At 63.2% G+C, this 21,155-nt stretch carries 16 protein-coding genes and 3 pseudogenes; 8 read left to right on the top strand and 11 right to left on the bottom strand.

All coding sequences use genetic code 11. The annotated features are described in order from the left end of the window. Window positions 1–420: 420 nt before the first annotated feature. Window positions 421–975 carry a hypothetical protein gene (locus tag ATO4_RS27075; RefSeq protein WP_139802394.1) on the top strand — a complete coding sequence of 185 codons (555 nt, stop codon included), beginning with the start codon at window positions 421–423 and terminating at the stop codon, window positions 973–975. A 155-nt stretch (window positions 976–1,130) separates the two neighbouring features. On the opposite strand, the gene ATO4_RS11340 is transcribed toward ATO4_RS27075, so the two are convergent. Both ATO4_RS11340 and ATO4_RS28355 read right to left on the bottom strand, forming a co-directional pair. Next, the gene (locus ATO4_RS11340) at window positions 1,131–2,060 is read right to left on the bottom strand and encodes a helix-turn-helix domain-containing protein (protein ID WP_245308693.1); all 930 of its coding nucleotides are present in this window, start codon (window positions 2,058–2,060) and stop codon (window positions 1,131–1,133) included. A 181-nt stretch (window positions 2,061–2,241) separates the two neighbouring features. After that, window positions 2,242–2,769 carry a hypothetical protein gene (locus tag ATO4_RS28355; protein WP_203561138.1) on the bottom strand — a complete coding sequence of 176 codons (528 nt, stop codon included), beginning with the start codon at window positions 2,767–2,769 and terminating at the stop codon, window positions 2,242–2,244. A gap of 490 nt (window positions 2,770–3,259) precedes the next feature. Between ATO4_RS28355 and repA the strand changes: the two genes are divergently transcribed. The 3 genes and pseudogenes from repA to ATO4_RS11360 form a co-directional block, all read left to right on the top strand. Continuing rightward, the gene (repA, locus tag ATO4_RS11350) at window positions 3,260–4,471 is read left to right on the top strand and encodes a plasmid partitioning protein RepA (RefSeq protein ID WP_083591624.1); all 1,212 of its coding nucleotides are present in this window, start codon (window positions 3,260–3,262) and stop codon (window positions 4,469–4,471) included. Then, a complete protein-coding gene (repB, locus tag ATO4_RS11355) occupies window positions 4,468–5,475 on the top strand; it encodes a plasmid partitioning protein RepB (protein ID WP_176222950.1) in 1,008 nt (335 codons plus the stop codon). The genes repA and repB overlap by 4 nt, the downstream gene beginning before the upstream one ends. Window positions 5,476–5,598: 123 nt before the next feature. Further along, window positions 5,599–6,427 (top strand): annotated as a pseudogene (locus tag ATO4_RS11360) (IS630 family transposase); the annotation flags it as partial. 230 nt (window positions 6,428–6,657) lie between these two features. Here the strand turns inward: ATO4_RS11360 and ATO4_RS11365 are convergent. From ATO4_RS11365 to ATO4_RS28360, 7 genes and pseudogenes are all read right to left on the bottom strand, one after another. Continuing rightward, window positions 6,658–9,834 carry a CusA/CzcA family heavy metal efflux RND transporter gene (locus ATO4_RS11365; RefSeq protein ID WP_083591626.1) on the bottom strand — a complete coding sequence of 1,059 codons (3,177 nt, stop codon included), beginning with the start codon at window positions 9,832–9,834 and terminating at the stop codon, window positions 6,658–6,660. Continuing rightward, window positions 9,831–11,321 (bottom strand): efflux RND transporter periplasmic adaptor subunit, encoded by a 1,491-nt coding sequence (locus tag ATO4_RS11370; protein ID WP_176222952.1) that lies wholly within the window; start codon window positions 11,319–11,321, stop codon window positions 9,831–9,833. The genes ATO4_RS11365 and ATO4_RS11370 overlap by 4 nt, the downstream gene beginning before the upstream one ends. After that, window positions 11,321–11,725, bottom strand: coding sequence for a FixH family protein (locus tag ATO4_RS11375; RefSeq protein ID WP_083591628.1), 405 nt, complete (start codon window positions 11,723–11,725; stop codon window positions 11,321–11,323). Before ATO4_RS11375 ends, ATO4_RS11370 begins: the two co-directional genes overlap by 1 nt. Before the next feature lie 125 nt (window positions 11,726–11,850). Beyond that, entirely contained in the window at window positions 11,851–12,201 is a 351-nt protein-coding gene (locus ATO4_RS11380; protein ID WP_083591629.1) for a hypothetical protein, read from the bottom strand. 134 nt (window positions 12,202–12,335) lie between these two features. Continuing rightward, window positions 12,336–13,649 (bottom strand): type II toxin-antitoxin system HipA family toxin, encoded by a 1,314-nt coding sequence (locus tag ATO4_RS11385; protein WP_083591630.1) that lies wholly within the window; start codon window positions 13,647–13,649, stop codon window positions 12,336–12,338. After that, window positions 13,649–13,993: a helix-turn-helix domain-containing protein gene (locus ATO4_RS11390; RefSeq protein ID WP_210191060.1), complete on the bottom strand. Its 345-nt coding sequence runs from the start codon at window positions 13,991–13,993 to the stop codon at window positions 13,649–13,651. Before ATO4_RS11390 ends, ATO4_RS11385 begins: the two co-directional genes overlap by 1 nt. Window positions 13,994–14,207: 214 nt before the next feature. Continuing rightward, window positions 14,208–14,448: pseudogene (locus ATO4_RS28360) on the bottom strand (IS21 family transposase); the annotation flags it as partial. Window positions 14,449–14,768: 320 nt separating this feature from the next. Between ATO4_RS28360 and ATO4_RS11400 the strand changes: the two are divergent. The 3 genes from ATO4_RS11400 (at window position 14,769) to ATO4_RS11410 (ending at window position 17,675) form a co-directional block, all read left to right on the top strand. Further along, window positions 14,769–16,205 carry an ATPase domain-containing protein gene (locus tag ATO4_RS11400; protein WP_083591651.1) on the top strand — a complete coding sequence of 479 codons (1,437 nt, stop codon included), beginning with the start codon at window positions 14,769–14,771 and terminating at the stop codon, window positions 16,203–16,205. Between the two features lie 71 nt (window positions 16,206–16,276). Continuing rightward, window positions 16,277–17,251, top strand: a complete 975-nt coding sequence (locus ATO4_RS11405; RefSeq protein ID WP_083591652.1) for a sensor histidine kinase — start codon at window positions 16,277–16,279, stop codon at window positions 17,249–17,251. 22 nt (window positions 17,252–17,273) lie between these two features. Then, window positions 17,274–17,675, top strand: coding sequence for a response regulator (locus tag ATO4_RS11410; RefSeq protein ID WP_083591632.1), 402 nt, complete (start codon window positions 17,274–17,276; stop codon window positions 17,673–17,675). Between the two features lie 188 nt (window positions 17,676–17,863). Here the strand turns inward: ATO4_RS11410 and ATO4_RS27080 are convergent. Further along, window positions 17,864–18,013: pseudogene (locus ATO4_RS27080) on the bottom strand (IS256 family transposase); the annotation flags it as partial. Between the two features lie 294 nt (window positions 18,014–18,307). Continuing rightward, window positions 18,308–19,345 (bottom strand): IS110 family transposase, encoded by a 1,038-nt coding sequence (locus ATO4_RS11415; protein ID WP_083591633.1) that lies wholly within the window; start codon window positions 19,343–19,345, stop codon window positions 18,308–18,310. 174 nt (window positions 19,346–19,519) lie between these two features. On the opposite strand from ATO4_RS11415, the gene ATO4_RS11420 reads away from it, so the two are divergent. Next, window positions 19,520–21,079 (top strand): ISL3 family transposase, encoded by a 1,560-nt coding sequence (locus ATO4_RS11420; RefSeq protein ID WP_083591634.1) that lies wholly within the window; start codon window positions 19,520–19,522, stop codon window positions 21,077–21,079. The last annotated feature ends 76 nt before the right edge of the window (window positions 21,080–21,155 follow it).

The following is a 21,155-nucleotide window of genomic DNA, read 5'->3' on the forward strand; positions in this document are numbered from 1 at the left end:
GAGGTAACATCGGTGAGCCCAACACCCGCGCAGCACCGCGACGTTTCAGCCCTTCGGGCGGCGATCACGAGGGGGGACATCATCGTCGGCGAATGGCAGAGGTGTCGCAATCCGAACCTTCTCGAAGATCAGCGATAATCGCCAGCGTCACCGTCGGCCGCGCGCTGCGCTACGCCGAAGGCTCCGCACGCGGCCTCCTATACCACCACCGGGGACACAGCCGGGCGCCGGCAACCCGACCGCCACGGCTGCGGGGCCGGGGCCGGAATTGAGCAGCTTTTCTGGTGGGTAATGCCAAGGCACCTCTGGATCGGGCAACGCCGCAACCCCATAGTCATTTTGACGGGCTACGTTAAAAAGCCAAAGTATATCCGGCTATGTTCGTTTGCGACCTCCTCCATTTTATAGCGACGAGATTTCATGAAACGGCAGACCAGACCCTTCACCGTGGAAGTCAAACGCGCCAAGCTGTCCGGCAAGCCGGCCTCGATCTGGAGCGACACTCTGCCGGTCGGTGCCATGCAGGAGGAAGCGACGGCTGCGCCAGCCAAGTCGCACGTGCGACACCGTCGCAACGGGCTCGACATGGCTGGATCGACGATGAGCGTAGCTTCGTCACCGGACATCGCCCCCCGCATCTTGCAAGACAAGACGCCAGGCTGGGCGCCGCAGGCGGCCGAGATCGTTCGGCCAAAGCGCGGTCGTCCGCCGAAACTGCGTCTGGAGCAGGCGGCGGACGACGAGCAGCCAGCGTGGGCTGCACCAGCAAAAAAGGCGACGCCTCCTGTCGCCGAGGCGATTGCCGAGGTTTGCGAGAGCGAGGCTGTGATCCAATCGGTCACTGACGTCGATCCTTCGATTGGCGTCAGTGACGATGTTCCGCCCGTGCAAACGGAGCAACGCCGATCTCGCCGCGGGACAAGAGGACATATAGGCGAACGCTGGAAACGCCATCTGCCGCGGTGGAAACGATAGGCTGTGGCATCACGCGGTGATCGTAACAGGATAGCTGCACGCACGAAGAGACGCGTTGACGCCGCCCCGTCCTATGAACACGGGAAAATCGCCAGCAGGGAGGGTTCCGGCTGTCCGTAAGTGTGTGAGAGCTGCCAAGAGCCAATCGAAGGCGGCTAATCGCTTTGGCTCGATGCCGCCCGCTTGTTTTTTCGAGAGCTATTTGAATTTCGATAAGAGGAATCTTTTCGGGTTTGGTTTTTGAGTGACAGAAGTGTCATCCCTTGTTTTCCAGACGATTGATCGTCGGGCGCATCCAAACCAGGCCTCGATGCCATCTTCCCGCCCGCCGTTTTCGTTGAAAATGGCATGAACGGAACGAGAGCCTTCAGCCCCGCAGTCTCGCCGAGCCAACGCGCGAGTCTCTTCGTTTCCGTGAAGTACGGCAGCACCTTTTCGCTCAGCGTCAGGACGAGGCCGAGATGCAGGCCGCGGCCGCTCGCCCGGATCTTCGTCACGATATAGCCGCAGCGCTCGAGGTCGCGGAGATAGCGAGTGATCGAGCGGGTCGAGCGGCTGAGGATCGCCGCCAGTGTGCCCTTGGTCACCGCCGTCTGGCGCCCCTTCCCTGCCCTTGCACGGATCACCTGCAAGAGCGCTTTTGCCTGCGGCGTCAGCCGGTCGTCTCGCGCGGCGGTCGTCGCCATCGGATTGGCATATTGCCGGCTGTCATTGGGCTCCGGGCGATCCTGGCGGGGACGGGCCACCGGCGGCCGCGGTTTGCCGGGCGCGCTGTACATGCGCCGGGCCTCGGTCTCGCGGGGGTCCGTCGCGACGCCGATCTTCGCCGAACGACGCTGCGCCTCGGCCATTGAGATCCGGCCCTCGCGAAAGTCCCGCCAGATCTCCGCCTTGGCGGCAAAGCTTGGATGCGGCGTCAGGTTGCCCTGCCCTGCCTCCCCTCTGATGCTGTCGGAAGATCCATCGTCGATGACGGCCGCTTCCGGACGGTCGAAAAGATCACGGGTCTGCGGTCCCGGACGTGCCATCCGGGCAGCCAGGTTCGTTCGCCGGGCAAGGCCCGCCCGGGAGTATTCGGTGGCCATGGTGCTTCCTTGCGCAAGGCAAAAAAATCCCGTGGCGGCAAACCGCTTTTCAGTTGACGATGTCGGTGAAAAAGCCTAGTTCAGAAACTGACCAAAGTTTGCTGAACAAGGCTCCGCGGCTCCCGCCTCGGGGCCTTTTCTTTTGCCTATGACGTCTCCGTTTCGAGGGGAATGATCGGCATCAGTTGGCGCGATCTCTAATCGCGGCAGCGTCAGCCGGGGTGATGGTGTTCGGATCCGTTCGAGCGATCAGGATGCTGATGACGTCCGACCGGCTGGCAAGTCCGAAGCGTTCCTTGATCTCGTCGAGGGCTGCGATTTCTCGCTCATGCAAGATTGTCTCCGTCGACCGGATGCCGAGGGCTCTGCGACGAGCGCGGGTTTTTGCAAGACGGGAGATATTGTTCGACACGGCAAGAATCACGGAATGGTTGCAACTAGGGGCAATACTACGCGACTTGTCCGATTCGCACCATGCCGATTTTGAAATTTGAACCAAGTGTCGGACTTGCGTCCGAATCGACATGATGCTCATGCGGCCATTTTCGACAGCCCTCCCCCATCCGGCCTCGGAACACGGCACATCGTCAGCCAGCGCGATACCGGTTGCACGCGATGTCGATACAGATGCCCGGAACCGCTCGAAGGCGGTCAGCTCCCGACGCTCAGAGGTGTATTCGCAGGTCGCTTGAACTTTTAGGGTGGGCATGGTGCGTTCCTTGCGCGAGACAAAAAAATTCCTTGGCGGCAAACCGCGTTTTTTGTGACGGTGTCAGCAAAGGAAGCTAATTCTGAGGGTAGCAACACCTTCTCAGAACAAGGTCTCTGCGGCTCCCGCTTGGGGCCATTTCTTTTGCCGTGCACGTCTCCTTCGTTCGTCTCAGCGAGGTGACTTCGTGATCCAACGGCGATGGACACCGGAGGCTTTCCTGTTCATGCGCAAGGGGTCAATCGTCCCACCCTGCTCGCTGCCAAGCGATCCGCCTGAAAGCGAAGTCCCGCCGCCTCGGCTTGCTCAAACCCTCACCGGCCCGAAGGCCGAAGATTTCGTTTCAGCTCGCCCAGGCATAGTCACGCCCATTGAAGCCGATCCTGCCCGAAGCTGGACACGACTCGCCTCAGTCCGTGCTAAAACCTAGCGGTATCGCGAAGCTGACGCTATAGACGTCTTTAACGAAGTTTTTCCGTCAGGAGACGTCTTGACCGCAAGTGCCGAAAATTCTGCGGAAGCCCAAGACGCCGCAAGCGTCATCGCCCGCCATTCCGACATTCTGTCGCGGCAGCTCCATGCCATGCGCCAGAGCCTGTTTCCGCCTGAAGCGCGTAAATCATTGCGCAATTTCACCAGCCGGGAAGTCGCCGATCTTCTGAACATCGGGGAATCGACGGTTCGGCAATTGGCGATTGATGGTGAAGCGGTAACGCCGACCCAGCTCGACAATGGGCGCAAGCTATACACCCTGCAGCAGATAAACGAGTTGCGACGCCACCTTGCCGACAAGCGGCCGAACCAGGCCCACAAATTCCTGCCGGGCCGACGTAAGGGTGACCATCTTCAGGTTTTGGCGGTCGCGAATTTCAAGGGCGGATCGGCAAAAACCACGACCTCGATCCATCTCGCCCATTATCTCGCCTTCCAAGGGCTTCGCGTCCTTGTCGTCGATCTCGATCCCCAGGCCTCGCTGACGTCCATGTTCGGCATTCAACCAGAATTCGACGTCCCGGCTGACAAGACGCTCTATCCGGTGATCCGCTATGAGGACACGGTAGATCTGCGCGAGGTGATCACCGAGACCTATTTTCCCGGCCTCGATCTCGTGCCCGGCAATCTGGAACTGATGGAGTTTGAGCACGACACGCCCCGCGCCATCGTCGAGGGACGCTCACGCGGCGACCAGATGTTCTTCCGCCGGCTGAAGGCGGCGTTGCGATCGGTCGACGATCGCTATGACATGGTGCTGATCGACGCCCCGCCCCAGCTCGGCTATCTAACGCTCTCAGCGCTCTACGCCTCGACCAGCATCATTGTGACCATTCATCCCGCCATGCTGGACGTGGCCTCCATGAACCAGTTCCTGGCCATGACCAGCGATCTCCTCGCGGTCATCGAGGGCGCGGGCGGCACAATCCGGCAAGATTTCTTCCGCTATCTCCTCACACGGCACAATCCGCATGATCTGCCGCAGGTCAATGTGGCCACGCTGCTGAGAACCTTGTTTAGCGAGCATGTCTGTGTGACACCGGTTCTGGAAACCACCGCGATCGCCAATGCCGGGCTCGAAAAGAAATCGCTTTACGAGATCGAACGCGGCACGATGAATCGCGATACCCTGCGACGCGCACTGGATGCGGTCGACGCGGCGAATGGCGAGATTTTCGGTCTCATCAAACAGGCATGGGGGCGATCATGAGCAAGGCGAGCGAACGTGCCCAACGAATGAAGGCGATGTTCAGCGAAGCGCCTTCGAACTCCACGGAAGCGGCGCAACCACCGGCCCGCAGTGCTCCGGCGGGCGCCGTACGCTCGCTTGAGTCCTCTCTGTCGCGTATCGAAGAGGAAAATGAGGCGCTGCGCAAGCGGATCGTCGACGAGCAGCATGTGATCGACCTCGATCCGCAAATGATCGAGGCTTCCTTCGTGCAGGATCGTCTTGTGGCGATCGAGTCGGACACCGGGTTCCGCGAACTGATGGAGAGCATTCGCGATCACGGCCAGCAGGTGCCGATCCTTGTCAGGGCTCACCCGAAAAAGGGCGGGCGTTACCAGATTGCCTATGGGCATCGGCGCTGGACGGCTTGTGCCCATCTCGGCCGCACGGTCCGGGCCATCGTCACCGAGCTGAGCGATGAGCAGATGGTGGTCGCGCTCGGCAAGGAAAATACCGAGCGCAAGGATCTCTCCTTCATCGAACAGGCCCTGTTCGCTCAGGAACTCAAGCGGCGTAGCTACAAGCGCGAGACGATCGCGGCGGCGCTCTCGCTTCCTCCCACCAATGTTTCGAAACTCACCACACTGGCCGAGGCCGTCCCGCGTGAAATCATCGAGGCGATCGGCCCGGCGCCAAAGGTCGGACGGCCGCGCTGGGAAGTTTTGGCGCGGGTGATCGAGCAGTCTGGAGCGCCATCGGCCTTTGCAAGCATGACCGCTCTGATCGAAGCACCGGACTGGGCCAATCTTGACAGCAATAGCCGCTTTGCGCGCTTCTTCAAGAATTATGCGGCGACGCCTCGCGTTCCCGGGGCGTGCGTTTTCAAGGGGCAGGGAATCACTGTCCTACAAAGCGGCTCGGCTTCTTCCGCGACGTTTCAGATCAGCGATAGCGACACGACCGGCCTCGTGGATCATCTGCGCGATACACTTCCTGGCCTCATCGAGGCCTATCTTCGGCAAATCCGAGAGAAGAGAGGGAGCTGAGCGAGAAAAGAGTTAGCGTTCTTTGTGGGTCCGTTCGGAAGCATGGCGCTCTTTGGACACGTCGGCCGCTAGTTCGTGAAAAGGTGGCAGCTGCCACTTTTTAGCTGGTGGCAGCTGCCACCCGGCAAGTCGAAGACGACGGTCTGGCGCTGGCAGGAGCGTTTTATGGGCGAAGGCGTCGAGGGGCTGTTGCGCGACAAGACCCGTCCGTCCGGCACGCCGCCGGTTCCCGATGAAACGGTGAAGGAAGTCGTTCGCCTGACCCACGAGGCCCCGCCGCACGAAGCGACGCATTGGACGGCGCAAGCGATGGCCAAGACGGTCGGGGTTGGCGGTCTCGACCATTCAGACAATCTGGAAGGCGCACGGCCTTGCGCCGCACAGATGGCGGACCTTCAAGCTCTCCAACGATCCGGCCTTCGTCGAGAAGCTTCGCGACGTCGTCGGGCTCTATGTCGACCCGCCGGCACACGCCGTGGTTCTCAGCGTCGACGAGAAGAGCCAGATCCAGGCGCTCGACCGTACCCAGCCTGGATTACCCATGAAGACCGGCCGCGGCGCGACGATGACGCATGACTACAAGCGGCATGGAACGACGACGCTGTTTGCCGCCCTCAATATTCTCGACGGGACCGTCATCGGTCGGAACATGCAGCGCCATCGCCATCAGGAGTTCATTCGCTTCCTGAAGGAACTCGAGCGCCAGGTCCCGGCGGGAAAGACCGTCCACGCTATCGTCGACAATTATGCCGCCCACAAGCACCCGAAGGTTCGCGAGTGGTTGGCCCGACATCCGCGCTGGACCTTCCACTTCACGCCTACCTCGTCCTCATGGCTCAACGCGGTCGAGGGCTTCTTCGCCAAGCTGAGCCGGAGACGACTGAGACGCGGCGTCTTTCGCTCGCTCGCCGAGCTTCAGAACGCCATCAACCGCTTCCTTGCCGAATACAACGCCAACAATCCCAAGGCAGAAGAATTGCGCGAGGTTGGCGCGTTCGCTCCGGCTGGAGACGGCCGAACGGACGAGCCTGCGGATGTCGAGGACCAGTGTCACCTGGATGGCGGACACCGCGGCGAAGGCAAGGAGCCTGACGATCGCCGTCCGGAACTCCTCGGACGTCTCGTTTGCGGACCTCTCGGCAGCCGTAGTGCCTGGGAAATTATCCACGTGATCGATCGCGCTCATGCGTGCACCTCTTCGGATCCCTGTCTGACCGACGCGACGTCCCGGCTGACCGCACCGCCCGCCTTCGGCAAGCGCCATCCCTTCACCAGCGCGAACACGGCCGGGATGACGACGAGCGTCAGGACGGTCGAAGAAGCCATGCCGCCGATCATCGGCACCGCGATCCTCTGCATCACCTCCGAGCCTGAACCATGGCTCCACAGGATCGGCAGGAGCCCCGCGGTAATGGCCACCACGGTCATCATCTTCGGCCTGACTCGCTCAACGGCGCCGATCATGATGGCGTCCCGCAAGGATTCACGGTCGAAGGCCCTGCCCTCGGCCTCGCACCGTGCGCGGACCTCCGCGACGGCGTGCTGGAGGTAGATCAGCATGATCACCCCTGTCTCGGCCGCGACGCCCGAAAGGGCAATGAAACCCACTGCCACGGCGACCGACATGTTGAAGCCGAGCCACCACATCAACCAGACGCCGCCGACCACCGCGAACGGCAGGGATAGCATGACGATCAGCGTCTCCGTCATGGACCGGAAGTTCAGGTAGAGCAGGAGGAAGATCAGGAGCAGCGTGACGGGAACGACGACCTTCAGCCTAGCCTCCGCTCGCTGGAGGTACTCGAATTGCCCGCTCCAGGCGACATAGGTGCCGCGCGGAAACGTCACTCCCTTGGCCACCGCCTCCTGCGCCTCCGCGACGTAGCCGCCGAGGTCCCGCCCGGCGATGTCGACGAAGACGTAGATCGCGAGCTGGCCGTTCTCGGTCCTGATCGAGGTCGTCCCACGCGTCAGCTCGACCTTGGCGACCTCGCCGAGCGGAACCGCGCCTCCGCCGGGCAGCGCGATCTGCACGTCCCTCGCGACGGCGTCGGGGTCGGAGCGCAGGTCCCGCGGATAGCGGATCACGACGCCGTACCGCTCGCGTCCCTCCACGGTCGTCGTCACCGTCTCAGCGCCGAGCGCCATCCCGATCGTCTCCTGCACCGCACCGACGGACAGCCCGTAGCGACCGAGCGCCTGCCGGTCGGGAACGATGTCCAGGAAATAACCTCCGACCACCCGCTCGGCGTAGGCGCTGGACGTTCCCGGCACGTCCTTCAGCACGCGCTCGATGTCCCTCGCCGCCGCTTCCATTTCGGTGAGATCCGTGCCGAACACCTTCACGCCGACGGGAGTCCGGATGCCCGTCGAGAGCATGTCGATGCGGGCGCGGATCGGCATCGTCCAGGCGTTCGAAACGCCGGGGAACTGGAGGGCCTTGTCCATCTCGGCCTTGAGGCTGTCGACTGTGACGCCCGGCCGCCATTCCTCCTCCGGCTTCAGGTTGATCAGCGTCTCGAACATCTCCGTCGGGGCGGGATCGGTGGCGGTCTGCGCCCTGCCGGCCTTGCCGTAGACCGAGGCGACCTCGGGAAACGACTTGATGATGCGGTCCTGCGTCTGGAGAAGCTCGGCGGCCTTGGTCACCGACAGCCCCGGGAGCGTCGTCGGCATGTACATCAGCGTCCCCTCGTTGAGGTTCGGCATGAACTCGGACCCGATCTGCCGGGCCGGCCAGACCGTCACGCCGAGCGCGACCACGGCAAGGAGGATGGTCAGGGTCTTCGCCCGCAGGACGCCGCGTATGACTGGGCGATAGACCCAGATCAAGAAGCGGTTCACGGGATTGCGGTGCTCGGGCACGATGCGCCCGCGCACGAAGAGGACCATCAGCGCCGGAACCAGGGTCACCGACAGGATCGCCGCCGCCGCCATGGCGAAGGTCTTGGTGAAGGCCAGCGGCCCGAACAGGCGCCCCTCCTGCGATTCCAGCGTGAAGATCGGCAGGAAAGAGACCGTGATCACGAGGAGGCTGAAGAACAGCGCGGGCCCAACCTCGCTCGCAGCATCAACCAGGACCTCCACCCGCGGCTTGCCGGGCGACGCCCGCTCCAGATGCTTGTGGGCGTTCTCGATCATGACGATGGCGGCGTCGATCATCGCGCCGACGGCGATGGCGATGCCGCCGAGACTCATGATGTTGGAGCCGAGCCCCATCAGCTTCATTGCGCCGAAGGCCATCAGGATCCCGACGGGCAGCATGAGGATGGCGACGAGCGCGCTCCTGAGGTGGAGGAGGAACACCACGCAAACGAGCGCGACGATGAGGCTCTCCTCGAGGAGCGTGCCCTTCAGAGTCTCGATGGCCCGCTCGATGAGCTGCGAGCGGTCGTAGACGGGCAGGATCTCGGTTCCAGCCGGAAGGCTCGGCAGGATGGCCGCGAGCTTCGCCTTCACGTCGCCGATCACGTCGAGGGCGTTGGCCCCGTAGCGTTGCATGACGATGCCGCTCGCGACCTCGCCGTCCCCGTTCAGCTCCGTGATGCCCCGGCGCTCGTCGGGCGTGGTCTCGACCCGGGCGACGTCGCCGAGCCGCAGCGGCACGCCGCCGGAACTCATGAGGACGACGTCCTCGAGGTCCTTCACGCCTTTGAGGTAGCCTCGGCCGCGGATCATGAACTCTGTCTCGGCCATCTCTATCGTCCGGCCGCCGACGTTCATGTTGCTGGCCGCGACGGCCTGCCGGATCATATCCAGGCTGACGCCCTGCGCCCGCATGCGGTTGGGATCGACCACGATCGCGTACTGCTTCACGAAGCCGCCGACGCTCGCGACCTCGGCGACGCCGTCCGCGTCCGAGGCGGCGAAGCGCACGACCCAGTCCTGCATGGACCGAAGCTCGGCGAGCGTCTTGTCCTTGGCGACCAGGGCATACTGGTAGACCCAGCCGACGCCCGTCGCATCCGGCCCGAGGGTCGGGGTCACGCCGGCAGGAAGGCGACGCCCCGCCGCGTTCAGGAACTCGAGGACGCGGCTTCGGGCGAAGTAGGGATCGGTGCCGTCCTCGAACACGACGTAGACGAAGGACACGCCGAAGAAGGAGAAGCCGCGCACGACCTTGGACCTGGGCACCGTCAGCATCGCGGTCGTCAGCGGATAAGTGACCTGGTCCTCGACGACCTGCGGCGCTTGGCCGGGAAACTCGGTGTAGACGATCACCTGGATGTCGGAGAGGTCGGGGATCGCATCGAGCGGCAGCGTCTTCAGGGCGTAGAGGCCGCCCGCGACGGCAAAGAGCGTGCCGACGAGGACTAGGACTAGATTCCTCGTCGACCATGCGATCATGCGGGCGATCACGGCCGTGCCTCGGCCATCGGAGCCTGCTCGGGCATCTTGTGATCGAGGGCGGACAGGGCCGCCTTGATGTTGCTCTCGGCGTCGATCAAAAAGTTCGCGCCGACGACGACGCGGTCGCCCTCCTCCACGCCCTTCGCGATCGCGGTCATGTCCGTCCCCCGGACACCCACCTCCACGGGCCGCGGCTCGAAGCGGCCTCCGCCGCGATCGAGAATGACGACCTGCCGCGACCCCGTGTCAAGGACGGCGTCGTTCGGGACCGCGACTACGGCCTCGCCCGTCCCGGTGTCGATGCCGACGTCGGCATACATGTCCGGCAGCAGGAGTCCGTCGGGGTTGGTGACCTCGATGCGCATCTTCACTGTCCGTGTCTCGGGCGAGACCTGCGGGTAAACGAGGTCGACGCGGCCGTCGAACGTCCGGCCGGGCAACCCCCGAAACGCCGCTGTCACGGTGCTGCCGAGCCGGACCGAACCGACCTCGCGTTCCGGCACGTCCGCGACGACCCAGACCCGCGAGACGTCGGCGAGGCGGAATAGGACATCTCCCGCCTCCGTCATCATGCCGTCGACGGCGGCACGCTCCAGGACGAGCCCGTCACGCGGCGCCGTCCAGGTCATGGACTGCGGCACCTTGCCCGTCCGCTCCATCTCGGTGATGGCTTCCTCGGGAACGCCGAGGTTGCGGAGCTTCAGGCCGGCTCCGCCCGATCTCGCCGCGCCGCCGCTCTTCAGCTCAATGACGTACTGCGCGCCGGCGGCCGCCATTTCGGGGGAATAGAGCCGAACAAGCGGCTGCCCCTTGCTGACGGCCGATCCCGTGGTGACGTCGGCGACCTCCTCGACGAAGGCGTCGGCACGCGTCGCGACGACGGACACCATGCGCTCGTCGAGCTTCACCACGCCGGGCACCCGCAACGGGCGGCCGACGACCTGCCGGGACACCTGCTCCGAACGGAAACCCGTCCTCTGTAGCCGCCCCGGGGAGATCGTGACGACGCCCTCCTCCTCTTCCGGCCCCTCGTAGACCGGGATGTAGTCCATCCCCATCGAGTCCCTCTTCGGCACCGGCGAGGTGTCGGGCAGGCCCATCGGGTTCCGGTAGTAGCGGACCTTCCTGTCCCCGGTCGCGCCGTCCACCATGGCAGGCGTCGGTGCCGCCGCGACCGCCGCCGACGCCGGACCCGCCCCGTCCTCGTGGACGGGAACGAACTCCCGCCCGTCGTCGGTTGTCTTCGGCTTAGCGGAATAGCTCGGTGTCCCGTCGGGGTCGCGCCAGTAGAGGATGGGCAAGGAGGTGGGGGCGGCCTTCGGGCCTACCGGCATCTCCCCTACGATCGCCCGCTCGAGACGAACGGGCGCGGCGCCGGGCGATCCGAGCATCTCCTCGAGCCGGGCAACCGTCACTCCGGCCTGCCCCGCCCAATAGCCTCCCGCCCCCGCCGCCACGACGGCGACGAGGGTGAGGCCGCCAAGGACCGTCCGCATCACTCGGTCGCCTGGAGGACGACCTCGTTCTTCAATGTGCCTTCCTCGCCCTGGATCTTGGCCCCGAGCGAGATCCGCCAGCCGCCTTCCATAACTAGGGCGACCTTGAAGCGGTAGACGCCGGGTTCGTCCGAAGGAACCGCCTCGATGGGCGTCGTCATCGTCTCCATGCCGTCGGGCGCCATGTCGGCACGCGTCTCGAAGACGACGGCGTCGGGGACGGTTTTGCCCGTGCGCTTGTCAACGAGCCGGACGGCGACGACGGCGTCCTTCCCGGACTTCACCTTGGTCTCGACGAGCTGGAACTCGTAGTCCGTCATCGCCGCGAGCGCGGACGCCCCGAGCCCGAACGACACGAGGGTTGCGATCGCCGCCGCGGCGACGCGCATGTTTATCTTCTTCATGGTCTTCGATCCTGATCGACCCGTGCGCGGCTTCGCCTGCGGGAGGTGGGTCATGTGTCAAACGTCAGCATCGGCGCGGAAGGCTCCGCACCGTTCAAACGACGCCACGGCGTCGGCTGGGTCGATCAGGTCTTGGGAGGTCGCGGAGGCGGTTCGTGCCCGAGCGAGGCGAGGAGGTCGTCGAGGTCCGGCATTCCCTCATCCTGGCGGATGAGGTCCGAGATGACGCGGAGTTCAGCCGCTGCCGATGCGGGAACGCACTGCTGCATGCAGGTAGCCATCGTCGGGCACGCCGACTTGTCGCACGTGCTGGACAGGTCCGGCTTTTCCGGTGGACAACAGTCCATGTCGCCGCTGGAGGAGTCCGTGGACGTTCCGGTCATGGACATGCCGGCCATCTGCCCGGCATCCGGAACGCTGCCGCCCATGGCCATCGTCCCGCCGAACGGCACGGCGAGCAGTGCCAGCAGGATCATGGCGACGAGGCATCGCAGGACGGGCGGACGGTTCATCTCTCCAGACTGCCACATGACGCGGCGCGGGAACAGTGCGCACGAGCGGCAACTCGCCCGTTGGCGTCCTGCCGGGTTCATGTGCCGCAGGCTCCGGCTCACGGCGTGAGCGCTCCCGCCGGCGGCGGGACGTTCCTCGGCACCTGCGTCGACTTGAGGGAAACGGCCTTGTCCATCTCTTCGTGCTCGAACGCCGCCCGATACGTTCGGATGTCCTCGCGGTCCATGCCGAACTCGCGGGCCAGGCCTTCCCAACTTTGGGATACGGTCTCCGCCATCGACCCGAGGACCGCCGCCGCATCGTCTTCGGAAAGGTCGAAGAACGCGGCATGCCAGACAAGCGCCTCGATGCTGGCGTCGGGACCGGAGATCTCCGAGATGGCGGTCTTCAGCTCGCGATGGCGCTCGGGAGCGGGATTGACGTCGAACATGTGGGACAGGCGCCAGCGGCCCCTGCCGTCGTACAGGAAGCCGTGGTTCTTCAGGTGGTCGTCGACGTTCGAGACGAGGATCGTGAACCCGATCCGGCCGAAGAGTTCGGCGAGGTCCCGCGCGGGATCGTCGGAATGCTGGCGGATCGCCTCCGCGAGCTGCGTGTAGGTGCCGGATGTGGCGTCAGGCGCGTCCAGCATCGTCTGCGCCGAGATGTACGGAACGCGGCCCGCTCCCTGTCGATCGAACCGCCGGATGAGCGCGACGGGGAGGTCGCCGCTCGTGTCGAGGCGCGCGGGCGGCGCGTTCAGCCCGGTCAGTCGCGCGAGGTTGAGCGTCAGGACCTCGGCCTTCTCGACCGGATACGTGTCGTGGACCGACGTGAACTTGGCGATCAGCAGAGACCCGTCCGCGTCTATGACGGAGCATTTGGGTCGCGCACCGCCGAGGGCGCTGCCGATCTGGCGAAGGCGTTTCAATCCCGCGGCGGTCTGGGGATCCTGCTTCTCGAGGCTCTCGATGGACTGGCCGAGCTGGCCGAGTTCGAGGAGCGGCGGGATTTCGTGCCGCCCCGACGGGTGGGACGCCAAAAAATTTGACCCGTCCGCTTCCTCGCGGAACCGCAGGGCTCCCATCCGGCTGAAGTCGTCGACCGCAAGGAGGTAGTCGAACTCGTGGAGGGGACGCGTGTCCTCACGGTTCTCCCGGGCGTCGCGCCGGATGATGTTGCGTCCCCAGGAGTCGGGCGTCGTGTCCACCAGGGCGAGCGGAAGCGGGGAAACGTGGTTTCCCTCCTTTCGGAAGAAGCGCCTGTTGCGGTCGAGCGGCATCGACGGGACGATGGCGAACCCGCGCGGGCTCTCGATCCATTCGTCGTCGTACTGGAAGCTGCTGAACTCCCGGTTTCCCTGCGCGTCGAAGCTCAGGGTGCCGACCGTCAGCCCGCGGTCTCCGATGCAGACCTTGAGTGTCCTCGCCATCAGAATGCCTCGCCGATGGCATCGTCGTCCGACGGAGACACGGATCCGCTCGAAGACCCGCTGGACGCGACCTTCTTGCGCGGGGACCTCACACGCTTCGGCAAGCCCTGCTGCTCGAGCATCAGCCCCACGTCGTCAGCGCTCGCGTCGAGGAGCTGCGCCAGGCGCCGTCCCTCGCCGAGGACCACGAGGACCATTGCCAAGGTCGCAAGGGAAACGCCGGGATCGCCACTCTCGAGGCGCCTGATCGTCGGAAGCGACACCCCGGCACCCTCGGCGAGACGCCTCTGCGTGAACTGCCGACGTTTCCGGGCGGCGCTCACGTCCTCGCCGAGCTTCTTCAAGCCGTTCGCAGCCAACAGCGATGGGAGAGTAGGCTTGTTCATAACGCAACGCATCTATCACCCATGCGCTCCTTAAGCAATATCAACGTTTCTTTAGGAAGCCTCTAACCTTTGACCGGACGCCCGGTAAAGCTGCCCGGTGCCCGGTTCCGCGATCGATCAGGCCGCGATCTTCGCAGATGACCACGGATCTCGTTCTCGATTTTGACCCGAATGCGAACCCGGCTACCCGGTTGTAGGAATCGGTGAATCCGAGAGTGACGAGATCGGCATGTAAGTGCGTCAAAGGCCGGCGCTGCTTACGTGACTTTGACACCTCGGCCTTCAGCCAGCCCGCAAGCTTGTCGGCGAACCGGGTCGAGCTTACTGGCACGCATTGGCACCGAGAACTTTGGCTCGATCGTGCCAGCCTTTAGATACTTCTTGATGGTGTTCCGAGAGAGCCCGGTCAGCATGGCGATCTCATTCTCACGCGCTCGGGTAGCGCATTGCGTCAGACCCCTTATTCCACGCCGATTCACAATGGGCGACAGGAATCACCGACTTGCAATGGCAGGTGATCGGCTTCCGCTTGGCAGAACCTGGATCTCCTTCTCGGTGGCAACTGCCTGCGTTAGCCTCTAGTCGCTTGTGTTGATGCGTCTTGGACTTCCGCTTCGACGATGCCGACGAGATGACGCCGTAGCGCAAGAGCTTGGCCTTGCAATCTTGAACGCAGTCAACGATGAGGAACAATCGTTCAGGCGTTTGTCTGGACTTGGTCGCCGGAGGTAGAATGACCAAGAGTTCGATCCAGCCGCCGATCTCCTCCGGTATCTCAGGCCTCGACGAAATCCTGCGCGGGGGGTTGCCGCCGTCCAACCTCTATATGCTCCAGGGCGCTCCTGGTGCCGGTAAGACGACCGCCGCCCTGCAGTTTTTGCGGGCCGGCGTCGCGGCAGGTGAGAAATGCATCTATGTCAGTCTGTCGCAGACGAAGACGGAACTGGAATCCATCGCCTTCTCGCACGGGTGGACGATGGACGGTATCAGGGTTGAGGAGCTATCGGCCTCCGACAGTGTCAACGGCACCTCGGACCAGACGATTTTTCAGACCGCTGAACTGCGGCTCGACGAAACGCGCCAGGCGATCGAGCGTGCCATTGATGAGCACAAACCGAGCCGCCTCGTTTATGATTCGCTTCTTGAGATCCGCCTCATCACCGGCGATACGCCACGCTTTCGACGCGAATTGATTGGCTTCAAAGCCTTTCTGGCGAAGCGCAACGTCGTGGCCATTTTGCTCGACACGCAGAATGGCGAGACGATGAACGGCGAGGAGGTGGAGGGCATCGCCCATGGCGTCATCCGCTTCCACAAGTCGCTAGAGGACTACGGCGGGGTGCGCCGGCGGATCGAAGTCAGCAAAATGCGAGGCGTGCCGATCGCCGACGGATTCCATGACATGGCGATCCGAGAAGGCCAGGGCGTCGTGGTCTTTCCGCGCATTATTCCCGGCGCGGTCGCCGAGCAGACCAAGCCCGAGCTCATAAAATCCGGCGTTGCGATGCTGGACAATATGTTTGGGGGCGGCCAGGAGGCCGGCACCATCACGCTCGTCATTGGACAGGCCGGAACGGGCAAATCAACGATGGCGTCGCTTTACGCCACTGCCGCGCTCGACCGGGGAGAAAGCGTGGCTCTGTTCCTCTTCGAGGAGCGGCTCGAGACGTTTTTTCGCAGGTCAGAGGGACTTGGGATGAACCTGCGCCCTTTCTACGAAAGCGGCAAGCTGATCATCCGTGATTTCAATCCGAACGACATCTCTCCTGGAGAGTTTGCCCAGGTAGTGCAGGGTATTGTGTCGTCAGAGAAGTCGCGTGTTGTCGTCATCGATAGCTTTACGGGATACCTCAACTCCTTGCCGAATCGCGACAAGGCGGTGCGGGACATCCAATCGCTGCTGAAGTACCTGGCCCGGGCCGGGGTGCTGACAATGCTAATTGTCGCCCAGCACGGCCTGCTCGGGCAGAACGTTGCGATCGACGTCGATGTCAGCTTCCTTGGCGATACCGTTCTGCTCCTGCGCATTTCGGAGCACGATGGGCGGCTGCGGCGCAATATTACCGTCGTCAAGAAGCGGCATGGCCCGCACGACCTGGACGTCCATGAACTTTTTATCCAGAGTTCGGGCATCACTGTCGTGCCCTATAATCCGCTTCCGGAAGCGTGAGCGATCCAGAATTAGACGACGTTTCGGCGCTGGACCATGTGCTGGTCCTAGCGCCCTATCGCAGCGACGCGATGTTTTTGAGCAAAATGCTCCGTGAGTATGACCTTCGGGTCGTCGTTACATCCGGAATTAACGACTTAGTCGCCTGCCTTTCCGAAGCACCAGGTGTCCTTCTCCTGACGCACGAAGCGCTGACGCCGGCGGTACTGGACGCCATCGCAGCCCACCTTGCCGACCAGCAGGCTTGGTCCGAGATGCCGATCGTCGTCCTGCTTGATCGCGGCTCGCCCGACGGCCGGATCAAGGCCGCGCTCAGCCATGCACGGCCGCGGTCGCGCCAGTTGTTCTACAAGCGACCAATCACGGCCGTCGAATTGGTCAGCGTTGTCCAATCGGCGCTCCTGGCCCGACTAAGGCAGCGCGCCGTTCGTGATCACATCTTCCGCGAGATCGAATTGAGGCGCGAACTGAATCACCGCGTAAAGAACATACTTGCCAGCGTGACATCGATCTTTGAAATGACCCGGCGCGGCGCCACGTCGATGGACGGGCTTGCTGAGGATTTTCGTGGTCGGCTGGGTGCGCTGGACAAGGTGCACTCAGCTGTTTTTCGCGCCGACGGCGAGGTCGTGTCGATTGGGGAGATCGTCAGCCTCACCTTCGATCCCTATCGTCAAGTCGGTTTTGAGCGCATCGCAGCGGGCGGGCCTACGGTCATATTAAGCCGCGAGGCTGGAACGACTCTCGCCTTGTGCCTGCATGAGCTGTCGACGAATGCGATCAAGTACGGGGCTTTATCGCGACCCGAGGGGCAAGTGGCGTTTGAATGGTCAGTATCGGAAAACGAGCCCAGGGAGTTGTCTATGACGTGGCTCGAGAGTGGGGGGCCGCCTGTGGAGGAGCCCTCGCGCGCCGGTTACGGGACCCGGTACCTGCGATCGGCGCTGAAGGGAATGCTGGGACGGGCCCCGAATATTACGTTCGACCGTGGCGGATTGCGGTGTGAGGCAGGGGGGCTCCTTTCACGAGTGGTCGGCAACCCGTGAAAGCGCAGTGCGTTGCCGTCATATGAAACACGCCGTATCTGCAAGCTCTGGGCCTCTGCACATCCTCTACATCGAGGACAACCCATTGATCGTGTTCCATGTTGAGCAAATGATCGAGGATTTGGGGCATGTGTTCGCGGGTTCGTTTGAGAGCTTCGAAGCTCTTAAGGCTGAGTGTGAGGGCATGACATTCGACGGCGCCCTGATAGACATCGATCTGACGGACGGGCGAACCGGCCCCTTGGCAGCGGAATGGTTGCACCGGCGCGGCATCCCGTCGATGTTTCTAACAGGTCAGGCAGACGTCGCGTCTGGATATGGGCATGTTTCGCTCGGGACCCTAAGCAAACCTGTCGGCATGGACAAACTTGCAGAGGCGCTGGAGCTGTTTCGCCGGAAGCCGGGCCCGGATCCCCATGACTAGTCTAGGCGAAGTGTGCTCCGAATTCTGAAGCTCGTACCACCGGTTCGTATTGTCAGACGTAGCTGCGGCAGGCCCCACCCGCTGCAGGTGACAGTAGTCTCATGAGAGTTATTCATTGGCCGTTGCGATGTATTGCCGCATGATCCGGACGGAATCGAGCTATGGCCGGACTTGGGTGATTGGGCCGGTCAGGCGGCGCGTTGATCGGCGGCCGCGGTGACCGCGACGCCGTCGGTAAACTTGACGCCTGCGATGATCATCGGCAAGCGATTTTCGCCCTTCAGCCTTCGCCAGGACTTGGCGGCGGCGATGATGAGCTTGAAGACCATCAGCTGTGATCCGGCGTGCAAATTTGGATCTTCTCTATTCGGCGTGTTGAGGTCAAGCGCTTTCGAGCATTCCACTTCGCCGGCATTTGAGGTCTTCCGCGGGCTCCCGCTTCTCTTCGGGATCGGCTCGTCGGCCCTCCCAGCATGGGATCAGTAGAATGAGGCGGTCCAATCTGACTCGCGTCCTGATCGCTATGGTGCGATCGGCACAAGACCCAAAGCGAGCTCGTCCCATCCGTCGTCCCGCGAAGGACGTCCTTCCACCAGCAGGCGGAACTTTAGTAGTCTCCTTCCCCGTAACCGTCAGGCAGCCTTGACCAATTCTTCCCTTGTCCAGCGGAATTCGGTGCCGTCGCTCCACATCCGATGCATGATCACCGCCAGCCGGCGTGCCAGCGCCACAATGGCCTTTCGCCGCCCGCGCCGCTTGGCGACATTCATCGCCCAGGCTTTCAGCCAGGACCATTTCTTCACTCGGCTCAACATGACCTGCGCCGCCTCGTAAAGCAGGGAGCGCATCATGCCGTCGCCACAGAGTGAGACACGGCCGACCTGATGGTTTTCGCCAGATTGGTGAAGGATCGGCGTCAGGCCCAACGCCGGACCGACGGAGCGAGCGTGGGCAAAGCGCGCCGGGACGTCGATGGTGCTGTTGAACGCGAGCGAGGTGACGGGCCCGACCCCGGGGATCGTCATCAATCGACGACAAACTTCGTCGTCCCGGACAATCGCCAGCAGCTTGCGATGGAGTTCCATGAAGGCCTCCCGCAGCTTCTGTCGTGCTGCCAGCAAAGGCCTCATGATCTCGCCCAGTTCAGGCATTCCGGCGACAAGCTCCCGGACGCGCGCATCGAAGCCGACCGTCCCGACGACGCCGACTTTGAGCCCGAAGTTGCGCAGGAGACCGCGGACGTCGTTCTCGATGGCAATGGCCTTCTCCTGCAAGAGCCTGCGAGCGTTCAGGAGAGCCCGGCGCCGTTGGTTCGCCAGTGTCTTGACGTGTACCGGCCGGAATAAATTCACCCGCATCATCTGTGCAATGCCACGAGCGTCATTGCGGTCGGTCTTGTTCACCTGCGCTTTCAAGAACGCTTTCGCATGACGGGTTTCTATGCAGATCGCCGGTAGGCCCACCTCCACCAATCCGCTAAACAGCCATTGCGACAACGGCCCGGCTTCAAGCCCGACCCGGACAAATCGCCACTCGGGTGCCTTCAACGCCTTGATAAGGTCTTCCGGGTGGCTTGAAGCCTTCATCTCCCGGCAAATCCTGCCGGTTTCGTCGATGATGCATATCGACGTCTCTTTCACCGAAACGTCCAATCCCGCATAGTGTTTCATGCTGCGCTTCCTTTCCTGATGCTTGTGGCCGTTCCAAACAGACCACGTTTTATCATCAGCTCGAAGCGCAGCACCTTACTCCCACCTCGGAGGATGGGCTCGAGCCGAATACCCCATCTGACTCATATTCGGTGCAGTTGAGGAGCGAACTGGCGATTTCTAAAGGAGGTCGCCGTGCCCCACGTCATTTCGCTGTCGTCGCTCATTCCCGCCGGGCTTACGGTCGAGCAGTTCGAAGCCGTTGACGACGTCCTCATCGTCACGGCATCCGGCCGGAACAGGCAGGCGGCGTGTCCCTCCTGCTCATCGCCTGCACGCCGCGTGCACAGCCGATACATTCGAGGCGTGACGGACTTGCCGGCAGCGGGGCGAATGGTCCGGCTGCGGTTGATCACCCGCCGGTTTCGGTGCGACGTTGGCACCTGCCGGCGCAAGATCTTCGCCGAGCGCTTCGGTGAGGCTGTCCCGGAGCGGGCGCGGCGCACGGGCCGGATGGAGTGCATCGTCCATCATCTCGGGCTGGCGCTCGGCGGTCGTCCGGCGGCGAGCTTCGCCGAGCGTTTGATGATGCCGGTCAGCAACGACACGCTGCTCCGGGTCGTCCGGCGCCGGGCGCGACCGCGCAACGACGTTTTGACGACGATCGGCATCGATGACTTCGCGTTCCGCCGGAACCATCGTTATGGCTCGATTGTCTGCGACCTGCAGCGGCGTCAGATCGTCAAGCTGCTGCCGGACCGGGAGATCGCCACGGTCGCAGCCTGGCTGGCCGATCACCCTGATATCCGGATCGTCTCTCGCGATCGCGGTGGTGGCTATGGTGAGGCCGCTGCGCTCGCGTTGCCGGAAGTCGTTCAGGTCGCAGACCGATGGCACCTGATGGAGAATGCAAGCGCAGCCTTTCTCGACGCGGTGAGGAAGTCGATGAAGCTGATCCGCGTCACTCTCGGAGCGACGGCTATCGACCCAAAGCTCCTGACTTCGGCCGAGCGAATCCAGTATGAAGGCTACCTGCGTCGGGAGGAGACCAACGGCGTGGTCGAAGGCCTTGCGGCCGACGGCATCCCGATCAAGGAGATCGTTCGGCGGACGGGCCGTAGCCGGAAGCTGGTTCGCCAGATCGTCCGCGGCGAGCGCACCGATGTATTCCGGACACGACAGGGATCACTCGACCCGCACCTTCCGTATCTCGACGCCCAGTGGGAAGCAGGCTGCCGGAACGGCGCCGAACTATGGCGTCGTCTTCGCGGCCAGGGGTTCCTGGGGTCGCTCCGCGTCGTCGGTGAATGGGCCACGCGGCGCAGGCGATCGGAACATATCTCAGGATCCGAGCTCCGCAGGACCCCGTCCGCGAGAACCATCGCCCGCCTGATGACGCTGAAGCGAGATCATCTGACGAAGTCGGAGACGGTCGTGGTTGCCGCGATCGAAGCCGGAGTGCCCGCCCTGGCCGAGGCGAGAGAACTGACCGACCGGTTTCATGCCATGATACGCGGCCGTGCGGTCGGCGATCTCGTTTCCTGGATGCACGATGCCGAGGAAAGCCTGCTGGCTTCCTTCGCTCGTGGCATCCTAAAGGACGCTTCATTATCAGCAGTTCAGGGCGCAATCATTGAGACGTGGTCGAACGGCCAGACGGAAGGCCAAGTGAACAAGCTCAAGCTGGTGAAGCGGCAGATGTACGGGCGGGCCAAGCTCGATCTCCTCGAGGCCCGCCTGCTCGGCGCCGCCTGATCGTCATCGAGACTGCGTCAGACCCAGCTTTCAGCGCCGAGGAACCTGATCTCGTTCTGAAAGTCGCGGCTCATGT

The sequence above is a fragment of the Aurantimonas sp. 22II-16-19i genome (genome assembly GCF_002088275.1).
In the GTDB taxonomy this organism is placed as follows: domain Bacteria; phylum Pseudomonadota; class Alphaproteobacteria; order Rhizobiales; family Rhizobiaceae; genus Jiella.

What these genes read in the sequence shown, in the direction of transcription:
- ATO4_RS27075 (WP_139802394.1), top strand. Translation starts at nt 421, where the DNA reads ATGAAACGGCAGACCAGACCCTTCACCGTGGAAGTCAAACGCGCCAAG.
- ATO4_RS11340 (WP_245308693.1), bottom strand. Translation starts at nt 2,060, where the DNA reads ATGGCCACCGAATACTCCCGGGCGGGCCTTGCCCGGCGAACGAACCTG.
- ATO4_RS28355 (WP_203561138.1), bottom strand. Translation starts at nt 2,769, where the DNA reads ATGCCCACCCTAAAAGTTCAAGCGACCTGCGAATACACCTCTGAGCGT.
- repB (WP_176222950.1), top strand. Translation starts at nt 4,468, where the DNA reads ATGAGCAAGGCGAGCGAACGTGCCCAACGAATGAAGGCGATGTTCAGC.
- ATO4_RS11370 (WP_176222952.1), bottom strand. Translation starts at nt 11,321, where the DNA reads ATGCGGACGGTCCTTGGCGGCCTCACCCTCGTCGCCGTCGTGGCGGCG.
- ATO4_RS11375 (WP_083591628.1), bottom strand. Translation starts at nt 11,725, where the DNA reads ATGAAGAAGATAAACATGCGCGTCGCCGCGGCGGCGATCGCAACCCTC.
- ATO4_RS11380 (WP_083591629.1), bottom strand. Translation starts at nt 12,201, where the DNA reads ATGATCCTGCTGGCACTGCTCGCCGTGCCGTTCGGCGGGACGATGGCC.
- ATO4_RS11385 (WP_083591630.1), bottom strand. Translation starts at nt 13,649, where the DNA reads ATGGCGAGGACACTCAAGGTCTGCATCGGAGACCGCGGGCTGACGGTC.
- ATO4_RS11400 (WP_083591651.1), top strand. Translation starts at nt 14,769, where the DNA reads ATGACCAAGAGTTCGATCCAGCCGCCGATCTCCTCCGGTATCTCAGGC.
- ATO4_RS11405 (WP_083591652.1), top strand. Translation starts at nt 16,277, where the DNA reads ATGTTTTTGAGCAAAATGCTCCGTGAGTATGACCTTCGGGTCGTCGTT.
- ATO4_RS11410 (WP_083591632.1), top strand. Translation starts at nt 17,274, where the DNA reads ATGAAACACGCCGTATCTGCAAGCTCTGGGCCTCTGCACATCCTCTAC.
- ATO4_RS11415 (WP_083591633.1), bottom strand. Translation starts at nt 19,345, where the DNA reads ATGAAACACTATGCGGGATTGGACGTTTCGGTGAAAGAGACGTCGATA.